Here is a 16,340-nt window from a genome sequence, read left to right on the forward strand (position 1 = left end):
GACCGGTTGCAGTTCCGGGCCGTCGGGGGCGCGACGCGTGCTAGCCCTCCTGCTGCAGACATCCTGCAGCCGCCGAGACCAGAGGAGGTGGGGTTCTCCGTGCGTCACTACGAATTGATGATCATCCTCGATCCCGAGCTGGAGGAGCGTTCGATCGCTCCCAGCCTCGATCGGTTCCTCTCCGTCGTCACCAACTCCGGTGGCACCGCGAAGACCGAGATCTGGGGCCGTCGCCGCCTGGCGTACGAGATCAAGAAGAACGTCGAGGGCATCTACGCCATCGTCGACATCCAGGCCGAGCCCGCTGCGGTCGCCGAGCTGGACCGTCAGCTCAACCTGAACGAGTCCATCCTGCGCACGAAGCTGATGCGGCCCGAGGTCCACTGACCATGGCCGGCGAAACCGTCATCACCGTCATCGGCAACCTCACCGCCGACCCGGAGTTGCGTTTCACGCCGTCCGGCGCCGCCGTCGCGAACTTCACCGTGGCCTCCACGCCGCGGACCTTCGACCGTCAGACGTCGGAGTGGAAGGACGGCGAGGCCCTCTTCCTGCGGTGCAACGTGTGGCGCCAGGCGGCCGAGAACGTCGCCGAGTCGCTCACCCGTGGCTCCCGGGTCATCGTCAGCGGTCGTCTGAAGCAGCGTTCCTTCGACACGAAGGAAGGCGAGAAGCGCACCGTCATCGAGCTCGAGGTCGACGAGATCGGCCCCTCGCTCCGCTACGCCACCGCGAAGGTCACCAAGGCCAACCGCGGCGGCGACGGCGGCGGGTTCGGTGGCGGCTCCGGCGGTGGCGGGGGCTTCGGCTCCTCCGGCGGCGGGGGCGGCAACTCCTCCAGCGACCCCTGGTCGACCCCGGCGTCGTCGTCCGACGAGCCCCCGTTCTGATCTCGTAGCAAAGCCCTAGAAAGAGAAACCTGTGCCCAAGCCTCCCATTCGCAAGCCGAAGAAGAAGGTCTGCCAGTTCTGCAAGGACAAGGCGACCGGCGTCGACTACAAGGACACGACCCTGCTGCGGAAGTTCATCTCCGACCGCGGCAAGATCCGTGCCCGTCGCGTCAGCGGCAACTGCTCCCAGCACCAGCGCGACGTCGCCGTGGCCGTGAAGAACAGCCGCGAGATGGCCCTGCTGCCCTACACCTCGACGGCGCGCTGATCATGAGTGCATCGAAGCTGATCCTGACCCAGGAGGTCACCGGCCTCGGTTCCGCCGGGGACACCGTCGAGGTGAAGGGCGGGTACGCCCGCAACTACCTCCTGCCCCGCGGCCTGGCCATCGTGGCCACCCGCGGTGCCGAGAAGCAGGTCGCCGGCCTGCGTCGCGCCCGGGCCGCCCGGGACGTCGCCACGCTGGACGAGGCCAAGCAGGTCGCCGGCCAGCTGGCCGGCCTGACCGTCACCGTCCCGGCCAAGGCCGGCAACGGCGGTCGCCTGTTCGGCTCGATCACCACGGCCGACGTCGTCGCCGCGGTGACCGCCGCCGGTGGTCCCTCGCTGGACCGTCGTCGCGTCGAGCTGCCCAGCTCGATCAAGTCGACCGGCTCGCACACCGTCACGGTGCGCGTGCACCCCGAGGTCAGCGCCACGCTGGCCATCGAGGTCGTCGCCGCGTAGTCAGCACCACCCCGGAGGGGCGTCGGACCGCGAGGTCCGGCGCCCCTTCGGCGTTCCCGGGGTCTCCCGCCCAGCGTTGATCAGGGGGGTGCACGATCGTCCGTCCCCCTCCACCGGATCTCGTGGATGGGGACGGACTTCCGTGGAGGGAGACGGTGGTCGGACGGCGCTTGGGGCAGGTGGGACGACGACGCGCCCGGGCGTGGTCGCGAGCGAGATTTATCTTCCGTCCACAGCGGGGGGACAGCCGCGGGGCAGGTGACGGGCCCCTTTCCGTCAGGTGACGGGAGCCCGTCCCGCGGCCCTCCACACGGCTACCCACCCCGTCCACGGGTCCGTCCACAAGTTGTGCAGAGCCCTGTGCACAGCGCTCGTGGACGACGGCCCCCGCTGTGCATAACGTCCTCCCCCGGTGCCGGCGGGGCGGCTGTTGAGCAGGAACTGTCGGTGCCCCGCGGTAGCAAGGGACCACGCCGTCGCCCCCCGGGTGCGCGGCGATGGTGGGTGAACGACGAAGGACGGGAGTCTCCTCAGGTGGCAGTGGTCGACGACATCAGCAGGCCGGTGGCCACGCCTCCCCAGTACGACCGTCAGCCCCCTCAAGACGTCGCTGCCGAGCAGTCGGTCCTGGGCGGCATGCTGCTGAGCAAGGACGCCATCGCCGACGTCGTGGAGGTCCTGGCCGGGGGCGACTTCTACCGCCCGGCGCACCAGGTCGTCTTCGACTGCATCCTCGACCTCTACGGCCGCGGCGAGCCCGCCGACGCGATCACCGTCGCCGCCGAGCTCAACCGCACCGACCAGCTGTCCAAGATGGGCGGCGCGGTCTACCTGCACACGCTCATCCAGTCCACGCCCACCGCGGCCAACGCCGGCTACTACGCCGCGATCGTCGCCGAGCAGGCCGTGCTCCGCCGCCTGGTCGAGGCCGGCACGCGCGTGGTCCAGCTGGGCTACGGCGCCGCCGGCGGCAAGGGCGACGTCGACGACATCGTCGACCGGGCCCAGCAGGAGATCTACGACGTCACCGAGAAGCGCATGAGCGAGGACTACTCGCGTCTTGAGGACGTCCTGCAGCCCACCATGGACGAGCTCGACGCCATCGCCAGCCGCGGTGGCACCGCGCGCGGTGTGCCCACCGGCATCCGCGACCTCGACGAGCTCACCAACGGCCTGCAGGCCGGCCAGATGATCGTCATCGCGGCCCGCCCCGGTGTCGGCAAGAGCACGCTGGGGCTCGACATCGCGCGCAACGCCTCGGTGAAGCACCACCAGGCCGCCTGCATCTTCTCCCTCGAGATGAGCAAGCACGAGATCACCATGCGTCTGCTGTCGGCCGAGGCGAAGGTGCCGCTGCACCACATGCGCGCCGGGTCGCTGAGCGACGAGGACTGGTCGAAGCTGGCCCGCCGCATGGGCGAGGTCGCCGACGCCCCGCTGTACATCGACGACTCCCCGAACATGACGATGATGGAGATCCGGGCCAAGGCGCGGCGGCTCAAGCAGCGCAACGACCTGAAGCTGGTGGTCATCGACTACCTGCAGCTGATGACCTCGGGCAAGCGCGTCGAGTCCCGCCAGCAGGAGGTCTCGGAGTTCTCCCGTGCGCTCAAGCTGCTGGCCAAGGAGCTCGAGGTCCCCGTGATCGCGATGAGCCAGCTCAACCGTGGCTCCGAGCAGCGCCAGGACAAGAAGCCGATGCTCTCCGACCTGCGTGAGTCCGGCTCGATCGAGCAGGACGCCGACATGGTCATGATGATCCACCGCGAGGACATGTACGAGAAGGAGTCCCCGCGGGCCGGCGAGGCCGACATCATGCTGGTCAAGCACCGCAACGGCCCCACCGCCAACGTCACGGTGGCCTTCCAGGGCCACTACTCCCGCTTCGTCGACATGGCCAACTGACCCCGGGGACCGGGCCCGCGGTCCACCATCAGGCAGAGCCGGCAGGAGAGCTGATGGATGCGGGCACGGTGCGCGCCCTGGTCGCCGAGCAGTTCCCGCAGTGGGCGGACCTGTCCGTCACCCCCGTGGCGCAGCAGGGCAACGACAACCGCACCTTCCGACTCGGCGACGGACTGGCTGCCCGGTTGCCGGCCGGGCCCGAGTACGCCGCGGCCGTCGAGAAGGAGGACCGCTGGCTGCCCGTGATCGGCCGCCACGTCACCGTCGCCGTCCCGGAGGTGGTGGCGACCGGGCGTCCGGGCCAGGGCTACCCCCACTCCTGGTCGGTACGGCGCTGGCTGCCCGGAGACGTCCTGCCCGCCGCCGGCCCGGTCGACGACGCACGGCTGGGCGCCGACCTGGGTGGCTTCCTCCGCGAGCTGCAGCGCACCCCAGCCACCGGCGGGCCGCCGGCCGGCGCGCACTCGTTCGACCGCGGCCGGCACCCGAGCCGCTACGAGGGCGAGGTGCGTGCGGCGCTGGCGCGGCTGGGGTCCACCGTCGACCAGGCCGCCTGCGCTGCGGTGTGGGCCGACGCGCAACCGACCTCCTGGTCCGGTGACCCGGTCTGGTTCCACGGCGACCTGGCCCCGGGCAACCTGCTGGTCCGCGGCGGGCGGTTGTCGGCGGTGATCGACTTCGGCGTCTGCGGGGTCGGGGACCCCGCCTGCGACCTGGTCATCGCCTGGACCTGGCTGGGCGACGCGGGCCGTGCGGCGTTCCGCGACGCCGTCGACCTCGACGAGGGCACCTGGGCCCGCGCCCGCGGCTGGGCGCTGTGGAAGGCGCTGATCACCGACCCGGGCTCACCGCTGCACGGTGAGCAGCGGCGCGCTCGGACGGCACTGCTCAACGGCCGGTAGCGGGTCCTGCACGGCCAGCCGCCCGCGGTGGCCCAGCACCGGGAGGCACAGCGCGGCGGTCACGACGCAGATCCCCTGCCAGGCAGTGGAGCCAGCGCTCCAAGAGGTCACCGCCGTGGCCGGGAGCAGCAGCATGGCCACCGTCCGGGCGAGGGCCGCCCGCCCGTGCCGCAGTGACCAGGTGCGGCCAACGCCAGGCCGAGGAAGGCGAGTCCGCCCGCGGTCAGGGGCAGGAGGGCGATCGCGCCGGCGTACCACCGGACGGCGGCGTCGAGGTCGCCGCCGACGAGCGGCGCGGCGGTGGCCAGTCGTCGGGCCATCCCGGCCAGCGACACGGTGTTCAGGCCGGCGGCGCAGACGACGGAGAGACCGAGGTAGGGGGCGCGGGTCATGACGTCCAGCGTCACCGCAGGGCCCGGCCCGCACCTGAGAAGTCCTACCCGGTCGTGCTCGGGGGCCGCACCCGACCCGGTTCGTCGGACCCAGGGGGCAGCATGCCCGGCATGGACGACGACGCCACGCCGATCACCCGCACCGAGGCGCAGGGCGCCGTGACCGAGCTCGGGTGGCGGCTGCTGCTCGGCGAGCTGGTCACCGTCGTCCCGCTGGACTCGCTCGCCGAGGGCGCCGGCCTGCTGGCCGCGGTCACGGCCGAGCTGGGCGCCGGGGGCGACGCGCACCTGCGCGCCGACCTGCGACCCGACCGCCTGCGGCTCGCCCTGCAGCACCGGGCCAGCGGGCGCGTGACCGCCGCCGATCTCGCCCTGGCCCTGCGGGTGACCGGCGTGCTCGACCGGCCGATGACTCCGGTGGGCGACCACCGCACCGACCCGGTGCAGGAGCTCGAGATCGCCGTCGACGCGCTCGACGTCGCCGCCGTCCGCCCGTTCTGGGCCGCCGTGCTGGGGATGGTCCCCCAGCCCGGCGACGACGATGCCCTGGTCGACCCGGCCGGTCGGCTGCCCGCGGTCTGGTTCCAGCAGATGGACGCCGAGCGGCCGCAGCGCAACCGCATCCACCTCGACATCACCGTGCCGCACGACGTCGCCGAGCAGCGTGTGGCCGCGGCCCTGGCGGCGGGCGGCACCCTGCTGTCCGCCGACGCAGCCCGCGCCTTCTGGGTGCTGGCCGACGCCGAGGGCAACGAGGTCTGCGTGTGCACCTGGCAGGACCGCGACCGGCCCGGCCAGATCAGTCCCGCAGGTTGAGCTGGTCGTACCGGGCGGCCAGCTCGTCGAGCTCCTCGGTGGTCGGCACCCGCCCGCCGGCCCGCAGCTCGACCATGCCGCGGAAGTAGTCCTCCCGCGGTGCGCCGGGGGTGAACAGGATCAGGAACCGGCACCCGGCGTCGTCGTCCGCGGCTCGGAACCCGTGCACCCCCGACCGGGGGACGTAGACCAGGTCGCCCGGCCCGGCCGTCGTCCAGGTGTCGCCGTCGAGCACCGCGAGCCGGCCCTCCAGCACGTGGAACGACTCGCTGAACGTGCGGTGCACGTGCGGCCCCGGCCCGCCGCCACCGGGCGGCAGGGTGACCTCGAACAGCCCGAAGTCGCCCTGGGTCTGCGCGCCGGTGGCCACGAAGCGGGTCCGGCCCGCCACCTCCTGGTCAGCGTGCCGGGAGACGGTGGCGGCGCCGGGCAGGTAGCTCATGCGCTCGTCCTACCCGAACCGGTCGGGCACGTGCACGCGAACCCCGGGCGTGCGGATCGGCGACCGGCTGCAGGCCATGGCGATGCACGCGACCGCGCGCTGGACGGTCCGGTACGGGGAGGAGCTCCGGTTCGCGGGGTCCGAGCTGCCCGCGCCGGCCGTCGTCCGGGTGGGCACCCGGCACGGCCGGGTGCCCGTGCACGTGTACGGCAATGGCACGGACGGCGGGACCTCGGCGCACGTGCACCTGCACGGCGGCGCCTGGCTCATGCGGTACCCGCAGATGGACGACTGGTGGTGCCGCTACCTCGCCGCCACCACCGGTGCGGTGGTGCACGACGTCGACTTCCGCGCCGGCCCCTAGGTCGCCTACCCGGTCGCCCAGGAGCAGGCGCACGACGTCGCCGCGTGGGTGGCCGCACGCCACGCCCGCACGTCGGTCGGCGGGTTCTCCTCGGGCGGAGGGATGGCCGCGGCGGTCGCCCTGATGGCCCGCGACCTGGGCTCGTTCACCCCGGCCCTCCAGGTGCTGGGCATCCCGGCCCTGGACATGGCCTCCGAGGTGCCCGCCGGCGCCGGGATGATCTCGCCGTCGCTGCGGGCGCTGGTGCGCCGGGTCTACTTCCCCGACGTCGCGAGCCGCCGCGAGCCCTACGCCTCACCGCTGCTGGCCCCCGACCTCACCGGCCTGCCCCCGGCGCTCGTGCTCACCGCCGGCCGGGACACCCTGCGACCCGACGGTGTCGCCTACGCCCAGCGGCTGCGGGAGGCCGGGGTCGACGTCTGGCACCACGACACCCCCGGCGTCGACCACTACTTCCTGACCGAGGACCCGGTGCGGGCCCGCGACACCATGGCCCAGGTCGCCGACCGCGTCCGGGCAGCCCTTGCCCCCCAGCCCTGACGGAGGCCAGGGTGGGCGGCATGGCCACCTGGGCGGACGTCGAACGCATCGCCACCGGACTGCCGGCGGTCGAGGAGAGCACCACCTGGGGCAACCGCTGCTGGAAGGTCGGCGGGAAGACCTTCGTGTGGGTGCGGCCGCTGGGGAAGAAGGACCGCGCCGACCTCGGTGACGCCGTGCCCGACGGCGAGGTCATGGCCGTGCGCGTGGACGGCGAGGGAGGCAAGGCCGAGCTGCTGGCCGCCGAGCCCGAGGTCTGCTTCACCGTCCCGCACTTCGACGGCTTCCCCGCGGTCCTGGTCAGGCTCGACGACGTCGAGGGGACGCTGCTGACCGAGCTGGTCGAGGACGCCTGGCAGGTGATGGCCCCGCCGAAGGTGCGCAGCGACCACGGACCCCGGGACGCCTGAGCACGGCGCGGCGCTCGCACAGGTCCGTGATCGACTCGGGCACGGGGGTCAGGGCTCAGGTGTCGGCGCGCAGCAGCGGGGGGTGCAGTTGCTCGGCCGGGCCGCGGCGGTAGAGCTGGGCCGGGCGGCCGCCGTCCCGCGTGGTGGTCTCCCCCGTGGGGTCGAGCAGGCCGGGGGTGCCGGTGACCTTGCGGTGGAAGTTCCGGGGGTCCAGCGCCCGGCCCCAGACCACCTCGTAGACGCGGCGCAGCTGGGCGACGGTGAACTCGGGGCCGCAGAACGCCGTGGCCAGGGCGGTGTACTCGAGCTTCGCGCGGGCCCGCTCGACCCCGTCGGCGAGCACCCGGTCGTGGTCGAAGGCCAGCTCGCGGGCCTGCGCCACCGGCACCCAGCGGGCGTCGGCGGCATCCGTGCCGGCGGTGGGCGCCGGCTGGTCGGGCACCAGGGCCAGGTGCGCCACGGTGACCACGCGTTGGCGGGGGTCGCGGTCGGGGGCGCCGTAGGAGGCCAGCTGCTCGAGGTGGCCGACGTCCAGGCCGGTCTCCTCGGCGAGCTCCCGGGTGGCAGCTGCCGCGAGGTCCTCGTCGGGCCGGACGAAGCCGCCGGGCAGCGCATCGCGCCCGAGGAAGGGCTCCTCGCCGCGGCGCACCAGCAGGGCGCACAGGTCGTCGCCGCGCACGGTCAGCACCACGAGGTCGACCGTCACCGCGAACGGGGGGAACGCCATGCCGCCACCCTAACGTCAAGTTGACGACAAGGTCTTCTCGTGCTTATCGTCGTGATGACGACAACGAACGAGGAGGACGTCATGGCCGACATCGCCCGCTATCCCTTCACCCGCCACCTCCGTGGCTCGGCGACCGCCTACGTGCAGCACGTGACCGCCGGCCGCACGCGGCACGCCGGCACCGGGGCCAGCTTCTGGTTCCGCCCGCTCTCGGCCGTGCTCAGCGAGATCCCGGTCGACGACCGCGAGCTCCCGCTGCTGTTCCACGCCCGGACGGCGGACTTCCAGGACGTCACCGTGCAGATGACGCTGACCTTCCGTTTCGCCGACCCGGCCCTGGCCGCAGGCCGCGTGGACTTCTCGATCGACCCCGACACCGGCCTGTGGCGCGGCACCCCCCTCGAGCAGGTCGCCGGACTGCTCACCGAGTCGGCGCAGCAGCACGCCATCGACCTGCTCGCCGGCGCCGTGCTCACCGCCGCGCTCACCGGTGGCGTCGGGCCGGTGCGGGAGGCGGTGGCCGCCGGTCTGGCCGCCGACCCGCGGCTGGTGGAGACCGGCATCGTGGTGGTCGACGTCCGGGTGGTGGCGATCCGGCCCGAACCCGAGATGGAGCGGGCCCTGCGGACGCCGACCCGCGAGCAGGTGCAGGCCGACGCCGACGCCGCGACCTACGCCCGGCGGGCCACGGCCGTCGAGCGCGAGCGGGCGATCAGCGAGAACGAGCTGGCCAACCAGGTCGAGCTCGCCCGGCGCGAGGAGGAGCTGGTCGGCCAGCGCGGCGTCAACGCCCGGCGGGAGGCCGAGAACGCCGCAGCCGCCGCCGAGGTCGCCGCGGAGTCGAAGGCCCGCCGGGACCGCGCCGCCGCGGTGGTCGAGGCCGAGCGCACCCGGGTGCAGGGCGAGGCCCGCGGCGCGGCCAACCGCGCCGAGTGGGCGGTCTGGGTCGACATGCCGGTCGAGACTGTGCACGCGCTGGCCCTGCGGCAGCTGGCCAGCAACCTGCCGCAGATCCAGAACCTCACCGTCACCCCGGACATGCTGACCGGGCTGCTGGCCAAGCTCGGGACCGACCGGTGAGCCTGGCCCCCCGTGTGGTGCTCGTGACCCGGGCCACCGAGCTCACCGAACTGGTGGCCCGGCACGGCACCCGCGGGCAGGCCGCGTTCTTCCTGCGCAGCCGGGGCCGCGACGTCGACGAGGTGGCCGCACGCGACGCCGCCCAGCAGGCCGCGGTCGCCGCGGCGCTCGCCCAGGTGCCGCTGGACTGGCGGCGGGGCAGCGTCGAGCGGGGTGACCTGCCACGGTTCCTGTTCGCGCCCGACGACGTCGTCCTCGTGGTGGGGCAGGACGGCCTGGTGGCCAACGTGGCCAAGTACCTCGACGGCCAGCCGGTGGTGGGTGTCGACCCCGAGCCCGGCCGCAACGCCGGGGTGCTGGTGCGGCACCGGGCCGAGGAGGTCGGCGAGCTGCTGGCGGCCCGCGACCGCGCCGACGCGCTGACGATGGTGCAGGCGCGCACCGACGACGGGCAGGTGCTGACCGCGCTCAACGAGGTCTACCTGGGCCAGCCCACCCACCAGACCGCCCGCTACCGGCTGCGCGCCCCCGGCGGGGAGCCCGAGCGGCAGGCGTCGTCGGGGCTGCTGGTGTCGACCGGCACCGGGGCCACCGGGTGGTGCCGGTCGGCCTGGCTCGAACGGCACAGCGCCCTCGCCCTGCCCGGGCCCACCGATCCGGCGCTGGCCTGGTTCGTGCGCGAGGCGTGGCCGTCACCGGTCACCGGCACGACCTGCACCGAGGGCCTGCTCGGCCCGGACGACGAGCTGGCGCTGACCGTCGAGAGCGACCGCCTGGTGGCCTTCGGCGACGGCCTGGAGGACGACCACCTCACGCTGACCTGGGGCCAGCAGGTCACCGTGGGCCGGGCGCCCCGCCGGCTGCGGTTGGTCTGATCCACGCTGGGGCGACGGCTACGCGGGGCGGAGGAGGGCGACGAGGAAGTCGGACTCCGCGGTGAACGGGCGGAGGTCCCAGGTGGACAGCAGCACGTCCTCGGCCCAGCCGGTCGCGGCGGCGTCGGCGCGGAACTCGTCGAACCCGTAGCCGCGGTGGTCGCCGAACCCGATCGCCATGCGTCCACCGGGCTCGAGGTGGGCCAGCAGCCGGGTGAGCGCGGTACGGCGCGACGTGGGGTGGACGAAGGTGATCACGTTGCCGGCGCACACGATGCCGTCGAAGGTCTCGCCGAGGTCGAACGTCGTCAGGTCCTCGACCAGCCAGCGGGGGCCCGGGTGGTCGACCTCGGCGGCGGCCACCAGCACGGGGTCGCCGTCCACACCGGTGACGACGTGGCCGGCGCGGTGCAGCGCGCCGCCGACCCGGCCCGGCCCGCAGCCGGCGTCGAGCACCCGTGAGCCGCGCGGCAGCAGCGCGTCGACCAGCCGCGCCTCGCCGTCGAGGTCGGCGCCCTCGGCGGCCAGGCCGCGGAAGCGGTCGACGTACCACTGCGAGTGGTCGGGGTCGGCGGCGACGATCTCGGCCCAGCTGGCGTTGTCCTCCACGTCCCCCATCCTCAGCCCCGGGGCAGCAGGCGGTGCAGCTGGGTGACGTGGCGTGGCTCGAGCTCGGCGATCGAGCTGACGCCCAGCAGCCGCATGGTGCGCACGACCTCGGTGCGCAGGATCTCGATCGTGCGGTCGACGCCCTCGCGCCCGCCGGCCATGAGGCCGTAGAGGTAGGCGCGGCCGATCATCGTGAACGAGGCGCCCAGGGCCATGGCGGCCACGACGTCGGCGCCGTTCATGATGCCGGTGTCGACCATGACGCAGGCGTCCGCGCCGAGCTCCTTGCGCACCGCGGGCAGCAGGTGGAAGGGCACCGGGGCGCGGTCGAGCTGGCGGCCGCCGTGGTTGGACAGCACGATGCCGTCGACCCCGGCGTCCATGAGCTTGGCGGCGTCGGCGACCGACTGCACGCCCTTGACCACCAGCTTGCCCGGCCACATGCCGCGGATGACGTCGAGGTCGTCGTAGCTGATGGTCGGGTCCATCGCCCAGTCCAGCAGCTCGGCGACGGTGCCCCCGGTGGTCGACAGCGAGGCGAACTCGAGCTTCGGGGTGGTCAGGAAGTCGAACCACCACCACGGTCGGACGGCGGCGTCGAGCACCGTGCTGGCCGTCAGCTGGGGCGGGATGGAGAACCCGTTGCGCTTGTCCCGCAGGCGGGCGCCGGCGATCGGGGTGTCGACGGTGAACTGCAGGGTGTCGAACCCGGCGGCCGCCGCGCGCTCGACCAGGCCGTAGGAGATCGACCGGTCGCGCATGACGTAGAGCTGGAACCAGTTGCGGCCGTGCGGGTTGGCCGCCCGGACGTCCTCGATGGTCGTCGTCCCCAGCGTGGAGAGCGTGAACGGGATGCCCGCCGCGCCCGCGGCGCCGGCGCCGGCCGACTCGCCCTCGGTCTGCATCAGCCGGGTGAACCCGGTCGGGGCGATCCCGAACGGCAGGGCGCTGGGCCCGTCCAGGACCTCGACCGAGGTGTCGACGTCGACGGCGGGCCGCAGGACGTCGGGGTGGAACTCGACGTCGGCGAACGCCTGCCGGGCGCGGGCCAGGGACAGCTCGCCCTCGGCGGCACCGTCGGTGTAGTCGAAGGCGGCCCGCGGGGTGCGCCGCTGGGCGATCGTGCGCAGGTCGGCGATGGTCAGCGCCGACTCCAGGCGGCGCTTCTTCCCGTTCAGCTCGGGCTTCTTGAACCTCACCAGCTCCAGGAGCTCGGCCGGACGGGGAGCTTGACGGCGGGTTCGTGGCACGGGCTCTCCTCGGGTCATGGGCGCCTGACCGCCACCCGAGGGCATCATGCACGGGGTGCGATCCGAGGCCAGCGTGCTCCACCTGGACCTCGACGCCTTCTTCGCCGCCGTCGAGCAGCGCGACAAGCCCTCGCTGCGCGGCAGACCGGTCATCGTCGGCGGCACCGGCGGTCGCGGCGTCGTCGCCACCGCCTCGTACGAGGCCCGTGCCTACGGGGCGCGCAGCGCGATGTCCGGCGGCGAGGCCCGCCGCCGGTGCCCCCCGGGGACGGCGTTCCTGGGCGGACGGTTCGCCGCGTACTCGATCACGTCGCGGGTGGTGATGGACCAGCTGCGCGAGCTGTCGCCGCTGGTCGAGCAGGTGAGCGTCGACGAGGCCTACGTCGACCTCGCCGCGGGCGGCCACGACCTCGGCACCGAGGGGCTCACCGCCCTGGGTGCCGACGTCAAGCAGCGCATCCACGAGGCGACCGGTGGGGTGCGCGCCTCGGTGGGCATCGCCTCGTCGAAGACCCTGGCCAAGATCGCCAGCGAGCTGGACAAGCCCGACGGGCTGCGGGTGATCCCGGCCGGCACCGAGCTCGACGTCCTCCACCCGTTGCCGGTGCGCTCGCTGCCCGGGGTCGGCCCGGCCACCGGTGACCGGCTGTCCGCGGTCGGCGTCCGCACCGTCGCCGACCTGCACGAGAGGTCCCTGGCCGACCTGGTCACACTGGTCGGGCAGGCGCACGGCAGCGGGCTGTTCCGGCTGGCCCGGGCGCTGGACGACCGGCCGATCGTGCCCGACCGCGAGGCCAAGAGCGTCTCCGCCGAGCGCACCTACGCCACCGACCTGACCGACCTCGGCCGGCTGGAGTCCGAGATCCGCTGGCTGGCCGACCGCGTGGTCACCCGGCTGCAGAAGGACGGGACGGCCGGCCGCACCGTCACGCTGAAGTTCCGCCGCTACGACTTCACCACCCTCACGCGCTCGCAGACGCTCCCCCAACCCGTCGACGACGCCCGCACGATCGCCGAGGTCGCCCGCCGGCTGCTGGCCGGCATCGACCGCACCGGCGGCGTCCGGCTGCTCGGCGTCGGCGTCTCGGGGCTGGCCGACTACGTGCAGGGCGACCTGTTCGCCGCGGACGACGACCTGCCCGATGTCGACACGGGGGCCGACGGGGCCGCCGAGGGCGACGTCGTCCCCGACGACCCGCACCCCGGTCCGACGGCGCCGGTGTGGCATCCCGGGCAGGACGTCGAGCACGCCCGGATGGGCCGCGGTTGGGTGTGGGGCAGCGGCCTGGGCCGGGTGACGGTGCGCTTCGAGGGTCCGCGGACGCCGCCCGGCCCGGTGCGCACCTACGCCACCGACGACCCCGACCTGAGCCCGGCCGATCCCCCCGACTGGCGGGGCACCGACGACCAGAAGTCGCGTTCGTAGGCCGTGGCGATCGCGAACGCGCGCAGCATCGCCGGCGCCGTCTCCGGGGTGGCCGCGGCGTCGGTGAGCTCGCGGGCGCGCCGGGTCGACTGCTGGAACGCGGGGTCGTCGTAGGTGGTCACCCAGCGCAGGTACGGGTGGTCGACGACCGCCCGGGCCGCGGGGGCCAGCCGGGCGCCGGTGTGCGCGTAGACCCAGAAGCAGGGCAGCACCGCCGCGCACCCGACCGCGTAGGGCTCGGTCGCGGTGGTGGCCACCAGGTAGGAGACGTAGGCCAGGCACGTGGGGCTGTGCTCCGTGGTGCGTTCGCCCCCGCCGAGCAGCTCCAGCAGGTCGCCGTGCAGCGCGGTCTCGACCACCGCCGCGGTGTGCGCCGAGCTCGCCCAGAACGACGCCGCCTGCGGGTCCGGGGCGCGGGCCGCCAGCAGCGCCAGAGCCTTGGCGTAGCCGGCCAGGTAGAGGGCGTCCTGCTCGAGGTAGCACCGGAAGGCTGCCGACGACAGGGTGCCGTCGGCCAGCTCGGCCAGGAAGGGCAGCGCGTCGATCTCGGCGCGCACGGCTGCGGTGGCTGCCCAGGCGTCGTCGGTGACGCTCACAGCTCGCCCCAGGCGTACGCCCCGTGGGACACCGGTCCGTTGCCCGACCCGACGCCCAACCGGTCGGCGTGCAGCAGACCTGCCTGCAGCACGTCCCGGGCCTCCTCGACCAGCGCCGGCCAGTCCGGGGCGGCGCCGGTCGTGCCGGCCGTGGTCGCCCCGGCCGCGAGCGCCGCGGACAACGTGCAGCCGGTGCCGTGGGTGTTCGAGGTGGCGACCAGCGGACGACGGCTGAGGTGCACCGACGTCCCGCCGCCGGGTCCGCGCACGGCCAGGACGTCGGTGCTCTCGCCCAGCGCGTGCGCGAGGTGGCCGCCCTTGACCAGGACCGCTCCCGGACCGAGGTCGAGCAGCGCGACGGCCTGGTCGCGCAGGTCGTCGACGGCGCGGGCCTGTTCCACGTGCAACAACCGGGCCGCCTCGGGCACGTTGGGCGTCAGCAGGTCGCAGATCGGGAGCAGCGCCGTGCGGACCGCGTCCACGGCGTCGTCGTCGATCAGCTGGTCCCCGCTGGTCGCCACCATCACCGGGTCGACGACGAGCGGGCCCACCGGCCGTCGCGAGAGCACGTCGACGACCGCGTGCACCACGTCGGCCGAGCCGAGCATCCCGGTCTTGGCGGCGTGCACGGTGACGTCGTCGAGCAGGGTCTCCAGCTGCTGGGCGACGAAGGCGGCCGGGACCGGGTGGACCCCGGTGACTCCGCGGGTGTTCTGCGCGGTGAGCGCGGTGACGACGGCGCAGCCGTAGGTGGTGCGCCCGGCGAAGGTCGCCAGGTCGGCCTGGATCCCGGCGCCCCCGCTGGGGTCGGAGCCGGCGACGGTCAGCGCCACCCGCGCGCTCATCGCAGGGCCTTGCGCAGGGCGGCTGCGGCGGCGCGGGGGTCGGCAGCGGCGCAGATGTCGCTCACCACGCAGATCCCGTCGACCCCGGTGGCGGCCACCGCGGCGGCCCGGTCGGCGTGGATGCCGCCGATCGCGACCGTGGTCAGCCCACCGGCGCCGCGCACCAGCTCGGCCAGTCCCTCGGGGCCCAGGGCCGCGGTGGCCTCCGGCTTGGTCGGCGTGGCCCACACCGGGCCCAGGCCGAGCAGGTCGACCGTGCCCGCCGGCAGGGCGAGCGCCGCGGCGAGCTCGTCGGGGGCGCCCACGGACAACCCCAGGTGCAGCCGGGGCGCCAGCGCCCGGACGTCGGTGACGGGGAGGTCGGACTGGCCCACGTGCACGCCGTCCGCCCCGGCCAGCAGGGCGACGTCCAGGGCGTCGTCGACGACCACCGCGACGTCGCGCCGGTCGGCGAGCACCGCCTGCACCGACCGGGTCAGCGCGAGCAGCTCGCGCCGCGAGGCGGTCTTGTCCCGCACCTGGACGGCGGTGACCCCGCCGGCGACCGCGGCCGCGACCACCTCGGGCACCGAGCGCGGGGCGCAGAGGGCGGTGTCGGTGACCAGGTAGAGGGTGGGGTCGAACCTCACCGCAGGTCCGCGGCGGCGAGGTCGTCGACGGCGTCGAGCGCGTCGAGCCAGGCGGTCGCGAACGAGCCGGGGCCCCCCGCGGTGGCGGCGGCGCGCTCGGCGGCCAGCGCCACGTGCGCGTGCGCGGCCACCGCGCCGACCAGCCCCGGGGCGGCCGCGGCGTAGGCGGCGACGACCGCGCCGAGCGCGCAGCCGGCGCCGGTGGTGCGGGTCAGCCACACGTGCCCACCACCGACCCGCACGCCGGTCGCGCCGTCGGTGACGTAGTCGGTCACCCCGCTGACCGCCACCACCCCGCCCGTGCGCCGGGCGAGCTCGTCGGCGACGTCCACGGCGTCGTCCGAGCTGGTCGTGCTGTCGGTGCCCCGGCCCCCGGCGCCGGCGCCCGCCAGCGCGAGCACCTCGGAGGCGTTGCCGCGGACGACGGCCGGCCGCAGCTCGAGCAGCTCGGCCGCCAGGTCGGTGCGCCAGCGCAGCCCACCCACCGCCACCGGGTCCAGGACCCAGGGCGTGCCGGCCTCGGCGGCCGCGCGCACCGCCAGCAGCATCGCCTCGGCGGTGTCGTCGTGCGGGGTGCCCAGGTTCACCAGCACCGCGGAGGCGATGCGGGCGAAGTCGGCGGCCTCGTGCGGGTTGTCCACCATCGCCGGGGAGGCGCCCACGGCCAGCAGTGCGTTCGCGCTGATGGTCTGGACGACGGTGTTGGTCAGGCACTGCACGAGCGGTGCCGTGCCGGCGACCCCCGTGCGCGCCGCGGTCAGGTCAGCAGGATCCATCGAGCTCGACATCCCTTCGCCAGTACGAGCTGGAGCAGGTTCGACGGGTGTCATCTCAGCCCCCTCGGTGGGGGCACCCCGTGTCGCCGCCGATCCTGGCACGCCTCCCCCGGACGGGTGAGCGCGGCCGGGGTTCCGGC

General features: G+C 74.4%; 20 protein-coding genes, 1 pseudogene and 1 riboswitch. Of the genes and pseudogenes, 12 read left to right on the top strand and 9 right to left on the bottom strand.

Features of this window, described 5'->3' with window-relative positions; all coding sequences use genetic code 11:
• The first annotated feature begins 87 nt into the window (after positions 1-87).
• From rpsF to BLP29_RS18895, 6 genes are all read left to right on the top strand, one after another.
• Positions 88-387, top strand: coding sequence for a 30S ribosomal protein S6 (gene rpsF, locus BLP29_RS18870; protein ID WP_279385469.1), 300 nt, complete (start codon positions 88-90; stop codon positions 385-387).
• Between the two features lie 2 nt (positions 388-389).
• The gene (locus BLP29_RS18875; RefSeq protein WP_092807396.1) at positions 390-890 is read left to right on the top strand and encodes a single-stranded DNA-binding protein; all 501 of its coding nucleotides are present in this window, start codon (positions 390-392) and stop codon (positions 888-890) included.
• A gap of 31 nt (positions 891-921) precedes the next feature.
• On the top strand, positions 922-1,158 hold the full coding sequence (rpsR, locus tag BLP29_RS18880) for a 30S ribosomal protein S18 (RefSeq protein WP_056296079.1): 237 nt from the start codon (positions 922-924) through the stop codon (positions 1,156-1,158).
• A 2-nt stretch (positions 1,159-1,160) separates the two neighbouring features.
• The gene (gene rplI / locus BLP29_RS18885; RefSeq protein ID WP_092807398.1) at positions 1,161-1,616 is read left to right on the top strand and encodes a 50S ribosomal protein L9; all 456 of its coding nucleotides are present in this window, start codon (positions 1,161-1,163) and stop codon (positions 1,614-1,616) included.
• A 534-nt stretch (positions 1,617-2,150) separates the two neighbouring features.
• Positions 2,151-3,521, top strand: a complete 1,371-nt coding sequence (gene dnaB / locus BLP29_RS18890) for a replicative DNA helicase (protein ID WP_207798595.1) — start codon at positions 2,151-2,153, stop codon at positions 3,519-3,521.
• A 53-nt stretch (positions 3,522-3,574) separates the two neighbouring features.
• Positions 3,575-4,423, top strand: coding sequence for an aminoglycoside phosphotransferase family protein (locus BLP29_RS18895; protein ID WP_092807402.1), 849 nt, complete (start codon positions 3,575-3,577; stop codon positions 4,421-4,423).
• Positions 4,424-4,530: 107 nt separating this feature from the next.
• Here the strand turns inward: BLP29_RS18895 and BLP29_RS18900 are convergent, their stop codons facing one another.
• Positions 4,531-4,815: a hypothetical protein gene (locus tag BLP29_RS18900; RefSeq protein WP_133379295.1), complete on the bottom strand. Its 285-nt coding sequence runs from the start codon at positions 4,813-4,815 to the stop codon at positions 4,531-4,533.
• A 111-nt stretch (positions 4,816-4,926) separates the two neighbouring features.
• Here BLP29_RS18900 and BLP29_RS18905 point away from each other — a divergent pair, with 111 nt between their 5' ends.
• Positions 4,927-5,631: a VOC family protein gene (locus BLP29_RS18905; protein WP_092807406.1), complete on the top strand. Its 705-nt coding sequence runs from the start codon at positions 4,927-4,929 to the stop codon at positions 5,629-5,631.
• Here BLP29_RS18905 and BLP29_RS18910 read toward each other — a convergent pair.
• Positions 5,615-6,073: a cupin domain-containing protein gene (locus BLP29_RS18910; protein ID WP_092807408.1), complete on the bottom strand. Its 459-nt coding sequence runs from the start codon at positions 6,071-6,073 to the stop codon at positions 5,615-5,617. The genes BLP29_RS18905 and BLP29_RS18910 overlap by 17 nt on opposite strands.
• Before the next feature lie 82 nt (positions 6,074-6,155).
• Between BLP29_RS18910 and BLP29_RS21355 the strand changes: the two are divergent.
• Positions 6,156-6,977: pseudogene (locus BLP29_RS21355) on the top strand (alpha/beta hydrolase fold domain-containing protein).
• Positions 6,978-6,997: 20 nt separating this feature from the next.
• A complete protein-coding gene (locus tag BLP29_RS18920; protein ID WP_092807552.1) occupies positions 6,998-7,387 on the top strand; it encodes an MmcQ/YjbR family DNA-binding protein in 390 nt (129 codons plus the stop codon).
• Positions 7,388-7,442: 55 nt separating this feature from the next.
• On the opposite strand, the gene BLP29_RS18925 is transcribed toward BLP29_RS18920, so the two are convergent.
• Positions 7,443-8,114, bottom strand: a complete 672-nt coding sequence (locus BLP29_RS18925; protein ID WP_092807410.1) for an NUDIX hydrolase — start codon at positions 8,112-8,114, stop codon at positions 7,443-7,445.
• A gap of 39 nt (positions 8,115-8,153) precedes the next feature.
• Here BLP29_RS18925 and BLP29_RS18930 point away from each other — a divergent pair, with 39 nt between their 5' ends.
• Positions 8,154-9,194, top strand: a complete 1,041-nt coding sequence (locus BLP29_RS18930) for an SPFH domain-containing protein (RefSeq protein WP_243470098.1) — start codon at positions 8,154-8,156, stop codon at positions 9,192-9,194.
• Positions 9,191-10,069 carry an NAD(+)/NADH kinase gene (locus BLP29_RS18935; RefSeq protein WP_092807413.1) on the top strand — a complete coding sequence of 293 codons (879 nt, stop codon included), beginning with the start codon at positions 9,191-9,193 and terminating at the stop codon, positions 10,067-10,069. Before BLP29_RS18930 ends, BLP29_RS18935 begins: the two co-directional genes overlap by 4 nt.
• An 18-nt stretch (positions 10,070-10,087) precedes the next feature.
• Here the strand turns inward: BLP29_RS18935 and BLP29_RS18940 are convergent, their stop codons facing one another.
• Positions 10,088-10,678 (bottom strand): class I SAM-dependent methyltransferase, encoded by a 591-nt coding sequence (locus BLP29_RS18940; RefSeq protein ID WP_092807415.1) that lies wholly within the window; start codon positions 10,676-10,678, stop codon positions 10,088-10,090.
• Positions 10,679-10,689: 11 nt separating this feature from the next.
• Positions 10,690-11,928, bottom strand: a complete 1,239-nt coding sequence (locus BLP29_RS18945; RefSeq protein WP_243470099.1) for an alpha-hydroxy acid oxidase — start codon at positions 11,926-11,928, stop codon at positions 10,690-10,692.
• A gap of 55 nt (positions 11,929-11,983) precedes the next feature.
• Between BLP29_RS18945 and BLP29_RS18950 the strand changes: the two genes are divergently transcribed.
• A complete protein-coding gene (locus BLP29_RS18950) occupies positions 11,984-13,354 on the top strand; it encodes a DNA polymerase IV (RefSeq protein ID WP_092807556.1) in 1,371 nt (456 codons plus the stop codon).
• Here the strand turns inward: BLP29_RS18950 and BLP29_RS18955 are convergent.
• The 4 genes from BLP29_RS18955 to thiM all read right to left on the bottom strand — a co-directional run bounded on the left by BLP29_RS18955 (position 13,273) and on the right by thiM (position 16,200).
• On the bottom strand, positions 13,273-13,950 hold the full coding sequence (locus tag BLP29_RS18955; protein ID WP_092807417.1) for a TenA family protein: 678 nt from the start codon (positions 13,948-13,950) through the stop codon (positions 13,273-13,275). The two genes, BLP29_RS18950 and BLP29_RS18955, sit on opposite strands and share 82 nt — an antisense overlap.
• Positions 13,947-14,795, bottom strand: a complete 849-nt coding sequence (thiD, locus tag BLP29_RS18960) for a bifunctional hydroxymethylpyrimidine kinase/phosphomethylpyrimidine kinase (RefSeq protein WP_092807419.1) — start codon at positions 14,793-14,795, stop codon at positions 13,947-13,949. The genes BLP29_RS18955 and thiD overlap by 4 nt, the downstream gene beginning before the upstream one ends.
• Entirely contained in the window at positions 14,792-15,424 is a 633-nt protein-coding gene (thiE, locus tag BLP29_RS18965; RefSeq protein WP_092807421.1) for a thiamine phosphate synthase, read from the bottom strand. Before thiE ends, thiD begins: the two co-directional genes overlap by 4 nt.
• A complete protein-coding gene (thiM, locus tag BLP29_RS18970) occupies positions 15,421-16,200 on the bottom strand; it encodes a hydroxyethylthiazole kinase (RefSeq protein ID WP_092807423.1) in 780 nt (259 codons plus the stop codon). The genes thiE and thiM overlap by 4 nt, the downstream gene beginning before the upstream one ends.
• A riboswitch (TPP riboswitch) is annotated at positions 16,195-16,291 on the bottom strand. Its footprint overlaps the gene before it by 6 nt.
• Between the last annotated feature and the right edge of the window lie 49 nt (positions 16,292-16,340).

The sequence above is a fragment of the Klenkia marina genome (genome assembly GCF_900101025.1).
GTDB classification, from domain to species: domain Bacteria; phylum Actinomycetota; class Actinomycetes; order Mycobacteriales; family Geodermatophilaceae; genus Klenkia; species Klenkia marina.